An 18,879-nucleotide genomic window follows, 5' to 3' on the forward strand; every position below is an offset into this window, starting at 1 on the left:
CCGGCCGAAGGTCTCCAACGACAACCCCTACAGCGAGGCCCACTTCAAGACCATCAAGTACAGCGGCGACTTCCCCGAGCGGTTCGGCGGGACGCACCGTCGACCAGAGCCGTTTGCGTCCAGTCGCTATCGCCGCATTGAGCACCGCGCACGCGGCCTCAGTGGCATAGCCGTGTCCGTGCACGCGCCGGAACAGCTCGTAGGCAATCTCTGGCTCGTCAACGGAAGCCCGACCGACAGTGAGCCCGCAATATCCAATGAAGTCGCCCACATCGCGGCGGATGACGGCCAGCAGCGCAATCCCTGTCAGGGTCGACGCAGCGCGCTGATCCTCGATCATCCGCCGGTTGTCCTCGATCGACGGCATGCCACCACCCCGTTCGGCGACGAGCACGCGATGGGCGTCGACGTCGGATTCGGTCCACGGACGCATGCTCAGCCGAGCGTTTTCCAGTTGGAGCGGCATCGGCGAGTACGGCATGGCGGTACTCCATCCTCCGAGATGACGTGAGTTGGACAGTTGTGGCCTTCCCGATGAACGAGCCCACGCAGCTCACCGAATCCAGTCCGCGCAGGTCAGCGGGGCGGTTCCCGCGCCGATATCCGCGCGCCGGAAGTTGCTCCTGGCCGTCCGGCGCACGGACCTGAGGGATCGTCACGGCCAGATGGACTTCAGCTGCCACGTCTGCATGTGGTTGAGGGTGGCGGTGCCGCCTTCGGCGAAGGCGTCGATGCCGGTGCTGGAGGGGTCGGGGAAGATCTGGTCGGTGAGGGTGACCTGTTCGCCGCGGGTGTTCTGGGCGTAGACCTCGACGGAGGAGGCGTCGACGAGTACGTGCAGACTCAGTCGGCCGCCGTGAAGTTCGAGGGGGGCGCGCTGGACGCCGCCGAAGGTGGGGTCGAAGTCGGTCGCGCCGGAGGCGGTGCGGTCGATATAGACCTCGCCGGTGGTGGTGTCGTAGCCGATGCGGGTGCGCTGCCCGGCGCCGGTGCGCACGTCCAGGCCGGAGCGGTCGGCGGTGCCCGGGGTGAGGTCGGCCTGGAGTTCCAGGGCGCTGCCGTGTACGGCGAGCGGGGTGGTGGTGTTCGTGACGCGGGTGCTGGGCACCCGGGTGCCGGCGCCGCGCAGGGCGGTCAGTTCGCGGACTGGCTGCTGGATCAGCTGGACCTTGCCGTTCACGGTCTTCAGGGAGAGCTGGCGGGGGAAGGTGTCTGCGCTGCGCCACGGGGTGGTGGGGATGGCCTGCCCGTAATTCCAGTTGTTCATCCAGGCGGTCATGACGCGGCGGCCGCCGGGTGCGTCGGTCCACGTGTTGGCGGCGTAGAAGTCGGCGCCGTAGTCGAGCCAGTGGGCGCGCTGGGTGGTGGACAGGGCTGGCTCGTCGGCGGTGGTGAACTGATCGGCGAGGACGTGTCCCCAGCCGCTGGAGTTGGCGTCCACGATCTGGACCTGGACCTTCTCGCCCTTGTAGGCGCTGGTGTTGAACGAGGCCCAGTCAAGGTTCTCGGAGTCGGCGCCGGTGGCACTCTGGACGACCTTGCCGTCGACCAGCAGGTTGACGCCGGTCTCGATGGAGGCGGGCTTCGCCTGGGTGTCGGAGAGGACGACCTGGTCGAGGTTGAGGTGGCCCCAGCCGCCCGTGTTGTCGTCCACGACCTTGATCTGGGCCTGCTTGCCCTGCAGGTCGGACAGGTCCCAGGAGGCCCAGTTCAGGGCCTCGCCGTTGGATCCGGTGGCGGAGCGCACCACCTTGCCGTCCACGATGAGCTCCACCGCGGTGGGGGCGTCGGAGCTCGCGGGGTGATAGCCGCCGCCGATGAGGAAGTTCAGGTACTTCTTGTCGATGGTGAAGGTTGGCGAGGTGAGGGTGCCGGTGGACGCGTCGCCGTTCAGGAAGCTGTTGGCCAGGCCGTGGCCGAGGTAGCCGGAGACCTGGCCCTGGTCGGGGAGGGTGCCCTGGGCCGGTCCGGTGCCGAAGGCGTCGCCGGTGGTGGTCCAGTCGCCGATGGGGCTGGTGTAGGTGCTGCCCTCGAAGTCGGCGAGGGTTTCACCGGTGGGTGCCGGCTGGTCGCCCAGGGCGGAGCCGGGTTGGTAGGGGTGGTTGCCGCCGCCGACCTTGAAGTTGATGTAGTTGCTGGTCACGGTGAACGCGGGCGAGGTAAGAGTGCCGGTGGATGCGTCGCCGCCGTGGAAGCTGTTGGCGAAGGCTTTGCCCTCGAAGCCGGTGACGGTCTGCTGGCCGTCCACCGGCCCGGTCGCCGGTGCGCTGCCGAACGCGTTACCGGTGGCCGTCCAGTCGCCGAACGAGCCGGACTCGAAGTCCTGCATGACGGTGCCGCTCGGCGGGGTGTACGTGCCGGAGTCGTCGGAGGTGAACTTCTTGCCGTCGAAGTCGCCGACGAAGTACTGGGCGCCGGAACCGCCCGCGATGCCGCCGGGGTTGAGGTTGACCGCCAGCACCCATTTGGTCTTCTTCGGGTTGCCGTCCACGGGCAGCGGGAACAGGTCCGGGCACTCCCACACCCCGCCGGTGGCGCCGGCCGGGCCGAAGTCGCTCTGGTGCGTCCAGTGCTTGAGGTCGGGAGAGCTGTAGAAGGAGATCTTGTGTTGGTCGGCGAGGGCGACCGCCATCAGCCAGCTCTTGGTGGGGGCGTACCAGAAGACCTTGGGGTCGCGGAAGTTGTTCGAGCCGATGTCGAGGACCGGGTTGCCCGAGTACTTCTTCCAGGTGGTGCCGCCGTCGGTGCTGTAGGCGAGGGCCTGCTCCTGCTTGCCGGTGGCCTTCTGCGCGCTGGTGTAGACGGCGACCAGCGGCGGGTTCTTCTTGGTGCCGAAGCCGGTGGTGTTGTTCTTGTCCAGCACCACACTGCCGGAGAAGATCATCTCCTTGTCGTCCTGGGGGATGGCCACCGGGAGCTGCTTCCAGTGGACCAGGTCGGTGCTGACGGCGTGGCCCCAGGACATGTTGCCCCAGGTGTTGCCGTCCGGGTTGTACTGGAAGAACAGGTGGTACTGGCCCTTGTAGTAGATCAGTCCGTTGGGGTCGTTCATCCAGTTCTGGGCCGGGGTGAAGTGGAACTGGGGCCGGTACTGCTCGTGGTAGAGCGTGTCGGCCATGGCCGGGGAGGCGGCGACCAGGCCGAGCCCGGACAGGACGGCCAGCGCGGCGAGGAGTCTGCGGCGCGGACGAGTCGTTCTGGACATGGCGGCTCCTTGCAGGCATGCGGGCTTCGGTCCAGCCGTACGGGGACTGGCGGGTGACAAGTGACGCTTGAGGCGTGTCGGGTGCGGGTACGGGCAGCGGCTCCGCCGTGGTCTCGTCCGAGGCCATGGGCGGGCCGGCCTGTCGGGACGGCACGGCACCGGCGGCTCCAGCTCCAGCTCCAGGCTGGAAACGTTTCGCCGAACGTACGGGCAACCTGTCGCCGAAGTCCAGACCCTGCGCAGGAAAACTCCCGAATGCGAGGATGAAGACGGCTGCACGGTGCCATCGACCACAGGGGGAAACGTTGCCCAGCCAGCAGAACGGCACAGGCCGGCGACCGGCGACCATGCGTGACGTCGCGACCGCGGCCGGGGTGGGGATCGCCACTGTCTCTCGGGTCGTCAACGGCAAGCCCGTCACCCCTGAGCTGGCGGAACGGGTGACGCGCGCCGCCGAGCTGCTCGGCTACCGCCAGGATCTGACGGCCAGCAGCCTGCGCCGGGCCGACCGCCGCACCAACACCCTCGGCCTGGTCCTGGAGGACGCGGCCAACCCCTTCTCCGCCGCGCTGCACCGCGCGGTGGAGGACGCCGCCACCGAGCGCGGCGTGCTGGTCCTGGCCGGGTCCACCGACGAGGACCCGGCCCGCGAACGCGGCCTGCTCAAGACCTTCACCGGCCGCCGGGTCGACGGCCTCATCGTGGTACCCACCGGACAGGCCGACGCCGACCTCGACGCGGCATGCCGCGCCGGCACACCCGTCGTCTGCGTGGACCGCCCCACGACAGCGCCGCAGGTGGACTCCGTGACGGTGGACAACCGCGCGGGCCTGCGGGCGGCGGTGAAAAGGCTGCACGCGGCAGGTCACCGGCGCATCGCCTTCCTCGGAGACCTCCGCACTATCTGGACGGCCGAGGAGCGCTACGCCGGGTTCGAGGAGGGGCTGGCCGAGGCGGGATGCGTCCTGCACCGCTCGCTCGTGAGGCGCGGCCTGCACGGCGCGGAGGCCGCCCAGGAGGCCACCCGAGAACTCCTGGCCCTCGCCCATGCGCCCACCGCGTTCATCTCCGGCCAGAACCTCCTGACCGTCGGGGCCCGCATGACCCTGCAGGAGCTCCGCCTGCAGCACCGGGTGGCCCTGGTCGGCTTCGACGACCTGCCCCTGGCCGGTCTGCTCGAACCCGGCATCTCGGTGATCGCCCAGGATCACGCCGCCATCGGCCGGGAAGCCGCCGGCCTGCTGTTCGACCGGCTCGACGGCGAGGACGGCCCCGCCCGCCACCGCGTGCTCCCCACCCGCTACCTCGCCCGCGGCTCCGGCGAACTCCCCGCCCAGGACGGCTGACGACCTTTCGGTGAACGAGTTGTTTCCGGTGTGTTGACGGGGCGAGCCTCCCGGTGCTTCACTGCCGGAACCGGTACCGAAACCGATTCCGGCACCGCACCCGGTACCGGTTCCACGGATCTCTGTACGATCGGCCCTGCGGTGCGGGAGGACGTCTTCCGCCTCTGCGTGGAGGGAGAGGAGGTGGCATGGGAGTCACCATCGCCGACGTGGCCGCACGGGCCGGCGTCAGCAAGACGACTGTCTCGCGAGTGCTGAACGGCAAAGGCGAGATCCACGAGAACACCGTCCTGAAGGTCCGCAAGGCGATCTCGGAGCTCGGCTATGTGCCGAGCGCCGGGGCAGTGGGGCTCGCACGCGGCACCACGCAGATGATCGGCATGCTGGTCCCTGACCTGGCCTGGGCCTGGTCCGGCATCGTGCAGGCGGTCATCGAGACGCTGGAGGCCGAGGGCTTCGGGCTGCGCATGCTGACCTGGAACCGCGGTGAGGAGTCACTGCGCAGGCTGGGTCTGCAGGTCGCTGCCAAGTCGTTCGACGGTCTGCTGGTGATAGAGCCCGAGGGGGCTCTGGGATACATCACGGAACTGCACGAAGCGGGGCTGCCGGTCGTGCTGATAGACGATCGCTTCCAGCGGCCGGGGTTCCCCTACGTGGCCACCACCAACCGGGAGGGGGGTGCGCAGGCGGCGCGGCACCTGCTGGACATCGGGCGCCGTCGTCCGCTGGTCGTCACCGGTCCCGAGGCGTTCGGCTGTACTCGGGAACGGCTGGGCGGCTTCGTCGATGTTTTTGAGGAAGCCGGGATCGAGATCGACCAACGCAGCATCGTCTGCGGCAACTTCGACTTCGACCGCTGCCGGAACGCGGTCGCGCGCGCCCTCGCGGACGGCCTGGAGTTCGACTCGGTCTTCGCACACAACGACCCCTCGGCGGCCGGCGTGCTCGCTGCCCTGCACGAGGCCGGTCTTTGGGTTCCGCAGGATGTCGCCGTGGTGGGCTTCGATGACGTCGAGATGGCGTCGTACACCTATCCGGCACTGACCACCATCAGACAGCCGATGCGGGAGATGGGTTCCACGGCGGCGCGTCTGCTGCTGGACCACGTGCGCGGATCGCCGGACGCCGCCCCCTCGTGCACCATTCCCACCAGCCTCGTGATCCGTGGCTCGACGTTACAGCCGGGCTCGAACTGACGCCACGGCATCAAGATGCGCAAGGCGTGAGGTCTCACCGAACCGTCCGTCTCCGCCGCTCCTGCCCAGCCCCGCAGGCGGGGACGGACTCCATCTGGCCATGAAACTGACCCAACCGGTCCTCGGGCAGGCCGGCAGGTCGTCCAGCTCTGCCTGAAGCCGCTCCACGTGAAGGCCCTGACCGGCCTGTTCGCCTGCCGGCCGGCTTCACCACCATCCGGCGGAACCGTGTTCACGCGTCACCGCCTAGGTGCCTTTTCCGTCGGTGCCTCCCCGACCTGGCACACCCAACGGCACGCCTGGCACACCCCGCCCGGCCGCTACCCACTCCGGGTCGGACGCTCCAGCCGCGACCTGCGGCTGGAGCGTCGATGCCGCTGTCACCGCAGACGAGTCTCCACTTCGCGGGCCGACCCATCCGGGCACCCGCCCGCTCCCACTCTTCGCCACCCCCCGCGCCTGTATCGCTCAATGGCAAGGAGCCGCACCATGCGTACCCCTACTCGTCACACCGTCAGAACAGTCCAGGCCCTGTGCATCACCGTCACGGCAGCCATCGTGGCCACCGGCTGCGGCCGCGGCGCCGACTCCGGACCCGGCAAAGACGCACCCGCGAAGATCGCCAGCGGCAAGGCCACGGGCAAGGTCGTCATGTGGTCCATGGGCGACACCGACCCGGCCCTCTTGAGCCTGGCCAAGAAGTTCGAGCAGCAGAACCCCGACGTCAAGGTCCAGATCACCCCGGTGCCCTGGGCCTCCGCTCACGACAAGCTGACCACTGCCATCGCCGGCGGCAACACACCGGACATGTCCGTGGTCGGCTCCACCTGGATGGCCGAGATGGCGGCCATGAACGCCTTCCAGGCCACCCCGACGTCGTTCAAGTCGTCGGACTTCTACCCCGGCCAGTGGGACACCACCAAGTACAAGAACACCTCCTACGGTGTCCCGTTCATCGCCGACACGACGGCGGTCTACTACCGGACCGACCTCACCACGAAGGCCGGCATCAAGGGCCCCCTGGCAAGCGACCGGGACGGATACCTGAAGGACCTCAAGGCCATCCAGGCCACCGCCGGCAAGCAGAACCCCAAGCTGCGCTATGCCAGCGGGCTGGTGGTGGGCTTCAACTCCTGGATCTTCTGGGTGCCGATGGTCTGGCAGCAGGGCGGTGACATCTATGACGCCAAGACCAAGAAGTTCACCTTCGAAACGCCGGAGGTCGCCAAGGCGCTGGAGTACTACGCAAGCGTCCCCAGGCAGGGCTTGGCACCGACCGACCAGGGGGACAACGTACAGGGCTTCCAGGACGGGCTGATCGCCACCTACCAGGAGGCCGCCTGGGCCGGCGGCGCCTTCCACAAGGACTCCCCGCAGTTGGACGGCAAGTGGAAGACCATGCCGGTGCCGTACAGCAAGCAGCCCGCCGGGTTCGCCGGCGGCAGCGACCTGGCGGTGTTCCAGGAGGCCAAGAACCCTACAGCGGCATGGAAGTTCGCCCAGTTCCTCACCGAGCCCGCCAACCTCGCCACCTACAGCAAGGCCACCGGCGTCCTGCCCCCTTCGCCCGCCGCCTGGTCGGAGGGGAAGCTGACCCAGGACGAGACGAAGAAGGCGTTCGAGGAGCAGCTGAAGGTCAGCAAGGCGCCGCCCGCCATCACGACCTGGCAGCAGATCGCCGACGCCATCGACTCGGAACTGGAGAAGCTGTCCCTCGGCAAGGCCACCGTCGCCCAGGTGCAGAAGGACCTGCAGTCCAAGGCCACCAGCATCGGCACCGGCCGCTGAGCGTCGGCGCGTGAGCAGCCCTCTTACGGACGGATGACATCCATGTCCACGAAAACGCTCCCCGGGCGGGGCGACGTCCATGAGCTGAGCACCGGGCAGCCGGACGGAAGTGCCGGCCGCCGGCGCTTCGCGCTCCGCCGCAGGGCGCGTGCGCAGGCCCGGGCCGCCTGGATCCTCGGCGCACCCTTCCTCGCTCTGTTCGCGGCCTTCATGGTGTTGCCGGTGGTCTGGTCGCTGCTGATGAGCATGACCGACACCCAGAGCGCCGACCTGCGTACTCCGCTGAACGTGTCGTTCACCGGCTTCGACAACTACGTACGGCTCTTCGAGGACGATCAGTTCGTTCACGCCCTGCGCAACACCGGTGTGTTCGTCCTGGTCGGCCTGCCCCTGACCCTGGCCGCGGGGCTTGCCGCGGCGGTCGCCCTCGACCGCGGCATCCGCCGCTTCCGTGCCGTCTTCCGGGTCGGCTTCTACCTCCCGGTGATCACCAGCGTCGTGGCCGTCGCCGTGATCTGGAAAACGCTCCTGGACCCGCGCGCGGGGCTGGTGAACACCGTCCTGGCCTGGTTCGGGATCAACGGCCCGGCCTGGCTGGCGGACACCCGGTTCGCCCTGCCCGTCATGATCCTCATGGCCGTGTGGCGCAACCTCGGCACCGTCATGATCATCATGCTGGCCGGGCTGCAGTCCGTACCCCAGTCCCTGATGGAAGCGGCCGAACTCGACGGGGCCGGGGCCTGGCAGCGGTTCTGGCGGGTCACCTTCCCGCTCCTGCGCCCCGCCCTGCTGCTCACCGCGGTGACCACCGGCATCGGCTATCTGCAGTTCTTCGACGAGCCGTTCGTGATGACCGACGGCGGGCCGCTGGACTCGACCCTGTCGGCCACGTTGTACGCCTACAACCAGTTCGGCAACGGCAACTACGACATGGCGTCGGCCGCCGGTTACGTCGTCTTCGTTCTCATCGTCGCGCTGACCGTTCTGCAGTTCCGCGTGCTGCGAGACAAGGACTGATGACCATGAGCACCCTCTCCGCCCCTCAGACGGCCGGGCCGGACGCGGACCGGGCCCTGCGGCGCCGCCGTATCCGGCAGAACTGGGGTCAGCCCTGGCTGTATCTGCCGCTCACCGGCTGCCTGCTGCTGATGATCGCGCCGTTCCTGTGGATGCTCTCGGGCTCCTTCAAGCCCGAGGCCGACATCCGCAGACTGCCACCTGTTCTGGTACCCACCACACCCACGACCGCCAACTACAGCCAACTGTTCAGCAGCCTCGACTTCACGAGCATGTTCGCGAACTCCGTCATCGTGGCCCTGGCCATCACCGCCGGAAACCTCATCTTCTGCTCGATGCTCGGCTACGCGCTGGCCAAGCTGGAGTTCCGTGGTCGGCGCGTCGTGTTCAGCCTGGTCCTCGGCACCCTCATGGTCCCGGGCCTGGTCACCTTCGTACCGCTGTACGTGCTGGTGGCCAACATGAAGCTGACCGGCTCGCTGCTCGGACTGATCCTGCCGTTCCTGGCCGGCCCGTTCGGGGTGTTCCTGATGCGGCAGTTCATCTCCACCCTGCCCGACGAACTCATCGACGCCGCCCGCGTAGACGGCTGCCGTGAACTGGCCATCTTCTGGAGGGTCATCCTGCCGCTGACCAGGCCGGCCCTGGCCACCCTGGGGATCATCACCTTCCTCGGCTCCTGGAACAGCTTCCTGTGGCCCCTGGTCGTGGCCCAGAACCAGGACCAGTACACGCTCCCCGTCGGCCTCGCCCTGGCCACCAGCGGACAGTCCTTCACCCGCTACGGCATCCTGCTCGCCGGCGCCGTCGTCGTCCTGCTCCCGGTGATGATCGTCTTTCTCCGCTTCCAACGCCAGTTCGTGGCCGGAATCGCCACCACCGGCCTGAAGTGACCTTCGCCGCCCACCCATCAACTCTCGCACCTGCAACGACTCATGACTTGGAGACCACAGTGGGACAGCCGGTCCGCTCTGCCGTGTACCTGGATCCGGACGCGTCCGTAGAAGCGAGAATCGAGGACCTGCTGTCCCGGATGACCCTGGCGGAGAAGGTCGGGCAGTTGCTGATGCTCGACGCACAACACGGGGACCTGGCGGACATCGTGTCGGCCAAGCTGGCCGGCTCAGTTCTGCATGTGACTCCCGAACGGATGCCGGAGGCCATGGAACTGGCCCAGCGGACACGGCTCGGCATTCCCCTGCTGACAGCCGACGACGGCATTCACGGCCACTCGTTCTGGCCGGGCGCGACCATCTTCCCGACCCAGCTTGCCATGGCCTGCACCTGGGACCCCTCGTTGCTCCACCGGGTCGCCCGTGCGTCCGCGACCGAAATCGCGACGACCGGAATCCACGGGACGTTCTCGCCGGTGCTGTGCATCACCCGGGACCTGCGCTGGGGCCGGATCAACGAGACGTTCGGCGAGGACCCGTTCCTGATCGGTGAACTCGGGGCGGCGATGGTCCGCGGCTATCAGGGCGAGGGCCTCAGCGACCCGACAGCCGTGCTGGCATACGCCAAGCACTTCGCGGGCTACTCCGAAACCCTGGGCGGGCGCGACGCGAGCGAAGCCGATCTCAGCCCCCGCAAGCTGCGCTCGTGGTTCCTGCCCCCCTTCGAGCAGGCGGTCCGGGCCGGCTGCCGGGGCTTCATGCTGGGCTACCAGTCGATCGACGGGGTGCCCATCACCGCGAACGAATGGCTGCTCAACGACGTGCTCAAGGGCGAGTGGGGCTTCACCGGCACGCTGGTGACCGACTGGGACAACGTCGGCCGGATGGTCTACGACCAGCGCACCTGCGCCGACTACGCAGAGGCATCGGCGGTCGCCCTCAACTCCGGCAACGACCTCATCATGGCCACACCGGCGTTCTTCGAGGGCGCGCAGGAGGCGGTCGCCCGCAGCATGGTCGACGAGAAACAGATCGACGACGCCGTACGGCGGGTTCTGCGGCTGAAGTTCGAACTCGGGCTCTTCGAGAACCCCCGGGCCCCCGACCCCGAGCGGCAGGCGCAGGTGATCGGCTGCAGCGCACACGCCGACCTCAACCTGGAGACCGCCCGTCGCTCCCTGGTGTTGCTGCGCAACGAGGGGATCCTGCCCCTCGAAGGCGGGCTGACCTCGGACGGAACGGGCCGCGCCGCGAGCCGGGGCACGCCGCGGACGATCGCGGTCATCGGTCCCAACTCCGACAGTCCGGAGGCCATGCTCGGTGACTGGGCGGGGGCCTCCGGGCAGGTCGAGTGGATGCCCGAGGGACATCCGCGTGAGTCGGTGGAGACGGTGCTCGACGGCCTGCGCGCCGTCGCACCGTCCGACTGGACCGTCACGCACGCCCGCGGAGCCGACATCGAAAGCCCCGCCTTCGACCCCGACCAGTGGGTCGTCGGGCCCGACGGCCAACCGCAGCCGCCCGCCTTCATTCCCGCCCCGGTCGACCAGGCACAGTTGCGGGAGGCCACTGCTGCTGCGGAGGCCGCTGACTACGCCGTGGTGGTCGTGGGCGACACCATCGCCCTCACCGGTGAGGTGCGCTCCACGGCCACGCTCGACCTCCAAGGAGGCCAGATCGCCTTGCTGGACGCGGTCGCCGCCACCGGCACACCGATGATCGTCGTACTGGCCCAGTCCAAGCCGAGCACCCTCCCCGACTCGGCACTGAACGCGCCAGCACTCATCGAGGCGTTCAACCCGGGCATGCGCGGCGGCCGCGCCCTCGCCGAACTCCTCCTCGGACTCATCGAACCCGGCGGCCGGCTCCCGGTCTCCTTCGCCCGCCACGTCGGACAGCAACCCGTCTTCTACAACCAGGTGCGCGGCCAGCATGGCGACCGCTACGCCGATCTGACCCAGGACCCCCTGTTCGCATTCGGTGAGGGCCTGAGCTACACCACCGTCACCTACTCCGACCTTGTCGTGCACGACCACGACGTGTCCGCGGGCGGCACCGTCAACGCCACGGTACGGCTCACCAACAGCGGAAGCCGTCCGGCCCTGGAAACGGTCCAGGCATACGTCAGCGATCTGACCACCAGCGTCACTTGGGCCGAGCAGGAGCTGAAGGGCTTCACCCAGGTCGAAATCCCTCCCGGCGAAAGCCTGGACGTCCGCCTCGGCATCCCCGCCGCGCAGTGCTCACTCGTCACGGCCGACAACCGCCGCGTGGTCGAACCAGGTGAGTTCATGCTCCGTGTCGGCCCCAGCTCACGTCGGGAACAGCAGCTGAGCGCGGGCTTCCGCATCCGGACCTGAAGACCGCTTACAGGCTTGCAGACCCCGCCTCGTCAGCCCGCCGCCCCGCCAACCCGAGGGCCGGCGGGGCGGGACCCGCTGACATACGAAAGGCACGCGTGTGTCCACCACACCCCGCGATCCGCACCGCCCCGTGGCGCACCTGCGCCCGCCCCGCAACTGGATCAACGACCCCAACGGGCTGGTCTTCCACGACGGCCACTACCACGTGTGCTACCAGTACAACCCGTACGGAGCGACCCACGCGAACATGCACTGGGGCCACTTCCGCAGCCCCGACCTGCTGAGCTGGGAGCCGCTGCCGATCGCACTGTCCCCGACGCCCGGTGGCGTGGACGGCGACGGCTGCTTCTCCGGCAACGCCGTCTCCGACGGCGACCGTCTAGTCGCCTTCTACTCCGCACACCGCGAGGACCGCTCGTTCCAGCACCAGCCGGTCACTGCCGCCGTCTCCCACGACGGCGGCCGGACCTTCCGCCCGCGGGGCGAACTGCTCATCCCCGAGCTGCCCGAGGGCTGCACCATGTACCGCGACCCGTACGCCTGGCGGGACGGCGACGGCTGGCGGATGCTGGTCGGCGCCGCCCTCGCCGACGGCCGCGCCGCCGCCCTCCTCTACGACTCACCCGACCTGGAGAACTGGACCTACCGAGGCCCCTTCGCCACCCGCCACCCGGAGCCCATCGGCGGCACCGAGCAGCTCACCGGCGAGGGCTGGGAGTGCCCCCAATACCTCCCGACAGCCGGCGGAAGCGGCGCCCTCATCGTCAGCACCTGGAATTACCACACCGGCCCGCAGCGCGTCGCAGCCCTGATCGGCGAAGAGCACGACGGTCACTTCAAGGCCGACGCACCGGTGTGGGCAGACCACGGCCCCGACTTCTACGCACCCGCCCTCCTGCGTGCACCTGGCGGCAGATGGCTGCTGTGGGGCTGGTCATGGGAAGCCCGCAACCAAGCCTGGACCGTCACGGACGGATGGGCCGGCGTCCTCACCCTGCCCCGCGAGATCCACGTCGGCGACGACAACACGCTGTGCCAGCAGCCCGCCACCGAACTGCTCGCCCTGCGCGGCGAACACACCGTCCACGCCCGAGGCGAGACACACGGCCCGCACCCGGTGGACCTTGGCAACGTGGGCCGGGCCTTCGACCTGACGGCCCGCCTGGAGCCCACCGAAAACGCCGGCCTGCGGCTGCTCACCACCCCGGACGGCTCCGAGTACCTCGACATCCGCCTCGACGCCGACACGGGCGACCTGGTCGTCGACCGCGACCACGCCTCGCTGGACACCCGGGCCCGCGGCGGCTCCTACCGGATGCCCTGCCCCACCGGCCGGCCCGTCGACCTGCGCGTGGTCGTCGACCACTCCATCGCCGAAGTCTTCCTGACCACCACCGGCCAGGTCCTCACCCTGCGCTGCTACCCGACAGGGCAGGGACCTTGGCGCCTGCAGGCCCGCACCGCATCAGGTACGCGCCTCGGATTCGCGGTCGACGCATGGCAGCTGCACCCGCTCGTGATCAAGGAGCCGAGCACCGGCGCCGCGTAGTCGGCAGGCACTGACGCCGACGACGTCGCCCTGGAGCCGACTCGAAGCCGCTCCCCCTCCCCCCACCTGCCTTTCAAGCACCCGACACACAGGTCCGAAGGAGGATCTTCGATGAGCTCATACGGTCTCGGACGACGCCAGTTCCTCACCACCGCCATCGGCGTCGCCGCCGCCTGGACGCAGGTTTCCGAAAACGCCGTCGCCGCCCCGCAGCGGGAGGAAGCCTCACACGGCAACTCCGTGCGTGTCTGGCTGACAGACGTCTCGGCAGAGAAGTGGGTCGCTCCTCAAAGCGCCGTGCGCTTTGAGACGAAGCGCACGGCCAACCCGCTCACGATCAAGATCGACGACAGCGTCAAGTACCAAAGAGTCCAGGGGTTCGGTGCGGCCATGACCGACTCCGCCGCCTGGCTCATCAACAAGCTGCCCAGCGCCGGTCGAACCAAGTTGATGCAAGAACTTTTCGCCCCCTCCAGGGGCATCGGCCTCAGCATGGTCCGCTCCCCGATGGGCGCCACGGACTTCAACGCCTCGGGAAGCTACTCCTACGACGACATGCCGGCGGGGCAGACGGATCCGGCGCTGTCCCACTTCTCCGTCCAGCATGACGCGCCGTACATCATTCCCGCCCTGCGGCAGGCTCTCTCGCTCAACCCGTCCATCAAGATCCTGGCCACCCCGTGGAGCCCGCCAGGCTGGATGAAGACCTCCAATTCCATGGTGGGAGGCACCCTCAAGAGCGAGTACACCGCCGAACTGGCCGACTACTTCGTCAAGTTCATCCAGGCGTACCGCAAGGCCGGCGTACCGATCTCCTACGTGTCACCGCAAAATGAACCGATGGGCACGCCCACCTGGCCGGGCATGTTCCTGTCCGCCTATCAGGAATCCCAGGTGATCCAGGAGATCGGCAAGGCGTTCGAGGCCAACGGGATGTCCACGAAGATTCTGGCGTGGGACCACAACTGGGATGTGCCCTCGTATCCCGAGACGATTTTCAACGATCCCGCGGCCTCGAAGTACGCCGCCGGAACCGGATGGCACATCTACAGCGGAAACCCGAGTTACCAGACCCTGGTCCACAACGACTATCCGGGCAAGGAAGCCTATCTCACGGAAGCCACCGGAGGTCTTTGGCAGGGCGACAATCAGACGGCGTTCCACGACGCACTGGGCACGTGGATCATCGACAGCATGCGCAACTGGGCGAACGGCGTGATGCTCTGGAACATCGCACTCGACCCCGACATGGGCCCGCTCAACAGCGACACCGACGGCATCCCCATGTGCCGGGGACTGGTCACGATTGATCCGGCCAGCGGCAAGGTGTCCTACAACGTGGACTACCACGCCCTCGCTCACGCCAGCAGGTTCGTCAAGCCCGGAGCGCATCGGATCTACTCGAACACCTTCGGGGAAGGAAGCATAGAGAACGTCGCCTTCCGGAACCCGGACGGCTCCAAGGTCCTGATCGCCTACAACTCGGGGAGTTCCGCGAAAACCTTCAGCGTCGCAGACAGAACACAGTCGTTCGACTACACCCTGAACGCCGGCGACGCCGTCACCTTCACCTACTCAGGGCTCACGCAGAGCGGCAGGACCCCCGCCGCGGCCAAGGTCTCGGACCCGACGCACGACTTCACGTTCACATCGCCGTCCGGTCCGGTCACCATCACCTACGATCCGGCACTACTGCCCTACCAGAACACCATCCGCGCCGGAAACAACCTGATCACGTACTCCCTGCCGATCGGAGCTTCCGTCCAGACGACGGGAGCGGCGCTGAGCCGTAGCGAGTGGACCGCCACTGCTTCGGCGAGCGCGGACTGGGGTGTGGCCGCAAGCGCGATCGACGGCGATATCAACACCAGGTGGAACCTCGGGCACGGGATGACGAGCGGCGACTGGTTCCAGATCGATCTGGGCAGCTCCACCAGCTTCAACAAAATCGTCCTCGACACCGGCAAGGACAATTCGTTCGACTACATCACCAAATATCAGGTGTATGTCTCGGACGACGGTGTCGACTGGGGCGGCGCGATCGCGAGCGGCAGCGGCGGCATAGGAAAGGTGACCGTCACGCTACCGGCCCAGACGGCGCGGTACATCCGCGTGGTCAGTACCGCGACATCCGGCTTCTGGTGGTCCATCGCCGAAATCGATGTGTACGGTTCTCCGCGTGGAACCGGATCGATCGCGGCTCCGGCTGCGGTGTCGAAGGGCCTTCAGTTGAAGACCTGGACCAGCTCGGAAGGGTCGCACGTCACCGTGGTGTTCAACGGAACCGCCAGGAGCCAGAGTTTCCCGGTGTCCGACGACGGCTCCTATGTCTATAAGCTCCCGAGCGGGACCTCGGCGATGTTCACGACCAAGAAGTTGTCGAGCTTCCCGACGCCTGCGTTCAGCGGTTTGACACCGAGCGAAGGCATGCCGCGCTCCAGGTTCACGATCAGCGGTTCCGGTTTCGGTGACACGCAGGAGCTGGGCACCGTGTATTTCGGATCGGCCTTCGCCAGCATAGACAGCTGGTCGGACACCAGCATCAGTGCTTACGTTCCGGACGGAGTTCCGTCAGGGAAACACACGATCTCCGTGAATGGAGCCAGCGGAGCCGCTGCGGGTGGATCTTCCTTCGACGTCATGGATCTGGCCTCCGCGCTGCCCCGGACGGGATGGGTCGCAACGGCATCGGACGCGAGTTCCGGCGACGCGCCCGGAAACATGCTGGACAGCGACTCCGGCACTCGGTACAGCTCCGGAACAGGGCAGTACAACGGACTCTGGATCCAAGTCGACATGGGGCAGGCGCAGACGTTCGACAAGATCGTGCTGGATGTCGGCAGCAGTACCGGCGACTATGCGCGAAGCGCAGACGTATACGTGTCCACGGACGGAATCGACTGGACCAAGGTTTCTTCCGTAACAGACGGCCAGCGAGTCCAGCTGGTGTCCTTCCCGACACAGACGGCTCGCTACGTCAAGGTCGTCAACACCGGCGACGTCGCGAGTAACTGGTGGTCAATCGCGGAATTCAACGTCTACAACTGACCTCAGGCGAAGCCCCGTCGTGGTTCGGTGCCAAGACGCTGCCAAGTAGTGCAGGACGCGACGCATGATCGAGCTGTGCCTCGTGCCCGGGCCCTGGATCTGAGACCAATGTGCGATCACTCTCGGCAGGCAGCCTATGGAGGCCGCCTGCCGAGCTTGGCCTCGGGTCCAACTGCGGCCCGTACATCGTTCACGGCGCAGCACATGCTGATCACTCAACAGGTACGTCGGAGCGCAACCCGGTCGCACGCGACCAGCCGCGCTTCCAGCGCGAAGGGCCGACCTTCACTTTCAGCTCGGCACCGTCAACTCGGAGGAGCATGTGGAACGAGCCGGCATCGACGAGGGCTTTGTCCGTGATCTCGTTCGGGACCAGCATCCCGAATTGGCCGACCTTGAGATTCGACCGGTCCCCTCGGGTTGGGACAATCAGCTCTGGCGACTCGGCGACGAACTGGCGGTGCGCTTGCCGATGACCGAACGCGCCCCTGCGCTCTTCACCCGGTGGCCGAAGCAGGGGCTGATCGGCGAGTTCCACGACCGGCTCCGTGCCGCGACCCGCCAAGCGCAGGGCCGGGATGCGGAGCCGACGGCGGGGGTGATCGACTCGCAGTCCGCGAAGGGCACGTCGACGGTCGAGGCCGCGACCAGCGGCTATGACGGCGGGAAGAAAATCAAGGGCCGCAAGCGGCACATCGTGGTGGACACCCTCGGCCTGATCCTGGCGGTCCTGGTCACCCCCGCCTCGACAGGGGACCGGGACGCCGCCCAGAACCTCCTCTCCCGGGCAGCAAGCCGGCATCACCGGCTTCGGCGCGTATGGGCGGACAGCGGATACACCGGCATGCTGGTGGGCTGGTGCGCGATGGCCCTGAACCTGATACTGAGCGTCATCCGCCGCAGCGACGGCCACATAGGCTTCGTCGTGCTGCCCAAACGGTGGATCGTCGAGCGGACCTTCGCCTGGCTCACCCGCTCCCGGCGTCTCGCCCGCGACTACGAACGGCTGCCCGCGTCGTCGGAGGCGATGATCCTGTGGTCGATGACCATGGTAATGACCCGCCGTCTCGGCCGTCGCCGCAGACGAACCGGCCCGGCACCGGCTCGTGCGCCCATCCCCGCGCAACGAGCCGCTTGAGTTTGCACCGCACCCCCTCGGTCTTCGCCGGAACCACCTCCAGCCCCAACAAGGCAGTGATCTCACGGCAGTTCAGTGGCTGGCCGCCGGTGGCGCGGCGTTCGGCCAGCAGGTCCATGACCTGCTGATACTCCGGCGCCAGTACCTCGGCCGACAGCCCCTCCCGCCAGGGAGGAACAACCGACCCGGGCCTCGCCGCCGTCGGCGCCGTGGCTTCGTTCCAGCCCCGCGCCTTCCCCGCTTCATCCTCCTGGCCTGCGGTTTCACCCCGGTCGTCCCACACCTCGCCGACCCGCCTGCGGGCGATCAGCGCGGCGCGCGGACCGTTTGGGCATGTTCTCGCTGATCTTTCTGGCCATGAAGGATCGGGCTGGCTCGTGGCAGCGGACCTGGGTGACGTGGACGGTGTGCAGCACGGAGTTGACCTTGCGGTTGCCGCCGACGTCGAGCCGGTGGCGGCGGGCCCGGCCGTGGCCCTCGCCGGAGGAGACGGCCAGCGGAGCGGCACCGCACCAGCGGGCGAACTGGGCCTCGGTGCGGAACCGGCACGGGTCTCCGACCTCGACCAGCAGGTCCATGGCGGTGACCGCGCCGATGCCGCAGATCTCGGTGAGTGTGCAGCCCAGGGCGGCCAGCAGCGCGGGGATCTTCTTGTCGAGGTCCTTGATCCGCCGGGTCAGCCGACGGATGTCGTCGAGCGCGGCGGCCGGCCGGTTGAGGCGTGTCAAGGTCGCCGAAGCTACCTCAGGCTGGTGGTCGGCGATGGTCTCCAGTGCCTCCAGTTGGGGCAATACCCGGCTGGTCGGGGGGAGTTCGGCTCGTATGTCCAGGGGCAGCGCGACGAGAACGGCCTCGGCTTCTGTCAGCTGGCGGGTTCGCTGCAGGATGAGGGAGGACCGCCAGTCGTGGATGGCGGTGAGTTCGTCCCAGCAGCGTCCGGGGCGGTGTGCTTGCCGGCCGGGGGCAGGTGCGGGTCGGCCAGGGGCTCGCGGGCGATCGCTTCCGCGTCTTCGATGTCGCTCTTGGCGCGGCGTCGTCGCCTGCGGCGTTCTGCGGTGCGGTTCGGCTGTACTTCCCGAACGTCGTATCCGGCCGTGGTCAGGGCCAGGGTGAGCGGCTGCCCCAGGCCGGATGATCCTTCGATGCCGATCCGGTCGATCATCAGCTCGCTGTCGCCGAGGAAGCCCAACAGCTCGGTGATCCCGTCGGGCGTGACGGCGAAGGAAGCGGTCTGTTCCGCTTCACCTTGCTGCGCATGGTCGCCGAGTACGACGCCGCCCCGGCCGGAGAGAAAGGCGCGATCCTGCGCCGAGAGCGGCTGTACCACTCCCACATC

At 68.0% G+C, this 18,879-nt stretch carries 13 protein-coding genes and 1 pseudogene; 9 read left to right on the forward strand and 5 right to left on the reverse strand.

The window, feature by feature from the left end; genetic code table 11:
• Window positions 1–94 precede the first annotated feature (94 nt).
• Window positions 95–481 (reverse strand): annotated as a pseudogene (locus H8R17_RS40665) (GNAT family N-acetyltransferase); the annotation flags it as partial.
• Window positions 482–655: 174 nt separating this feature from the next.
• A complete protein-coding gene (locus H8R17_RS40670) occupies window positions 656–3,205 on the reverse strand; it encodes a glycoside hydrolase family 32 protein (protein ID WP_187828223.1) in 2,550 nt (849 codons plus the stop codon).
• 347 nt (window positions 3,206–3,552) lie between these two features.
• Between H8R17_RS40670 and H8R17_RS40675 the strand changes: the two genes are divergently transcribed.
• The 8 genes from H8R17_RS40675 (at window position 3,553) to H8R17_RS40710 (ending at window position 16,405) form a co-directional block, all read left to right on the forward strand.
• The gene (locus H8R17_RS40675) at window positions 3,553–4,551 is read left to right on the forward strand and encodes a LacI family DNA-binding transcriptional regulator (protein WP_187828224.1); all 999 of its coding nucleotides are present in this window, start codon (window positions 3,553–3,555) and stop codon (window positions 4,549–4,551) included.
• A 188-nt stretch (window positions 4,552–4,739) separates the two neighbouring features.
• A complete protein-coding gene (locus H8R17_RS40680; RefSeq protein ID WP_187828225.1) occupies window positions 4,740–5,747 on the forward strand; it encodes a LacI family DNA-binding transcriptional regulator in 1,008 nt (335 codons plus the stop codon).
• A 489-nt stretch (window positions 5,748–6,236) separates the two neighbouring features.
• Complete coding sequence (locus H8R17_RS40685; RefSeq protein WP_187828226.1) at window positions 6,237–7,535, forward strand: extracellular solute-binding protein; 1,299 nt, start codon at window positions 6,237–6,239, stop codon at window positions 7,533–7,535.
• A gap of 42 nt (window positions 7,536–7,577) precedes the next feature.
• Window positions 7,578–8,552 carry a carbohydrate ABC transporter permease gene (locus H8R17_RS40690; RefSeq protein WP_262505896.1) on the forward strand — a complete coding sequence of 325 codons (975 nt, stop codon included), beginning with the start codon at window positions 7,578–7,580 and terminating at the stop codon, window positions 8,550–8,552.
• Window positions 8,552–9,445, forward strand: coding sequence for a carbohydrate ABC transporter permease (locus H8R17_RS40695; RefSeq protein ID WP_187828228.1), 894 nt, complete (start codon window positions 8,552–8,554; stop codon window positions 9,443–9,445). The genes H8R17_RS40690 and H8R17_RS40695 overlap by 1 nt, the downstream gene beginning before the upstream one ends.
• A 59-nt stretch (window positions 9,446–9,504) precedes the next feature.
• Window positions 9,505–11,805, forward strand: coding sequence for a glycoside hydrolase family 3 N-terminal domain-containing protein (locus H8R17_RS40700; RefSeq protein ID WP_187828235.1), 2,301 nt, complete (start codon window positions 9,505–9,507; stop codon window positions 11,803–11,805).
• Between the two features lie 100 nt (window positions 11,806–11,905).
• The gene (locus tag H8R17_RS40705; RefSeq protein WP_187828229.1) at window positions 11,906–13,357 is read left to right on the forward strand and encodes a glycoside hydrolase family 32 protein; all 1,452 of its coding nucleotides are present in this window, start codon (window positions 11,906–11,908) and stop codon (window positions 13,355–13,357) included.
• Window positions 13,358–13,468: 111 nt separating this feature from the next.
• Window positions 13,469–16,405, forward strand: a complete 2,937-nt coding sequence (locus tag H8R17_RS40710) for a discoidin domain-containing protein (protein ID WP_187828230.1) — start codon at window positions 13,469–13,471, stop codon at window positions 16,403–16,405.
• Window positions 16,406–16,616: 211 nt separating this feature from the next.
• On the opposite strand, the gene H8R17_RS40715 is transcribed toward H8R17_RS40710, so the two are convergent.
• Entirely contained in the window at window positions 16,617–16,784 is a 168-nt protein-coding gene (locus H8R17_RS40715; RefSeq protein WP_187828231.1) for a hypothetical protein, read from the reverse strand.
• Here H8R17_RS40715 and H8R17_RS40720 point away from each other — a divergent pair.
• Window positions 16,728–17,543 (forward strand): IS5 family transposase, encoded by an 816-nt coding sequence (locus H8R17_RS40720; RefSeq protein WP_316959691.1) that lies wholly within the window; start codon window positions 16,728–16,730, stop codon window positions 17,541–17,543. The genes H8R17_RS40715 and H8R17_RS40720 overlap by 57 nt on opposite strands.
• Before the next feature lie 263 nt (window positions 17,544–17,806).
• Here H8R17_RS40720 and H8R17_RS40725 read toward each other — a convergent pair whose 3' ends face one another.
• Window positions 17,807–18,271, reverse strand: coding sequence for a transposase (locus H8R17_RS40725; protein WP_187828233.1), 465 nt, complete (start codon window positions 18,269–18,271; stop codon window positions 17,807–17,809).
• A 134-nt stretch (window positions 18,272–18,405) separates the two neighbouring features.
• A partial coding sequence (locus H8R17_RS40730; RefSeq protein WP_187828234.1) for a transposase occupies window positions 18,406–18,879 on the reverse strand: 474 nt, incomplete at its 5' end.

It is taken from the genome of Streptomyces sp. TRM68367 (assembly GCF_014495685.1).
In the GTDB taxonomy this organism is placed as follows: Bacteria; Actinomycetota; Actinomycetes; order Streptomycetales; family Streptomycetaceae; genus Streptomyces.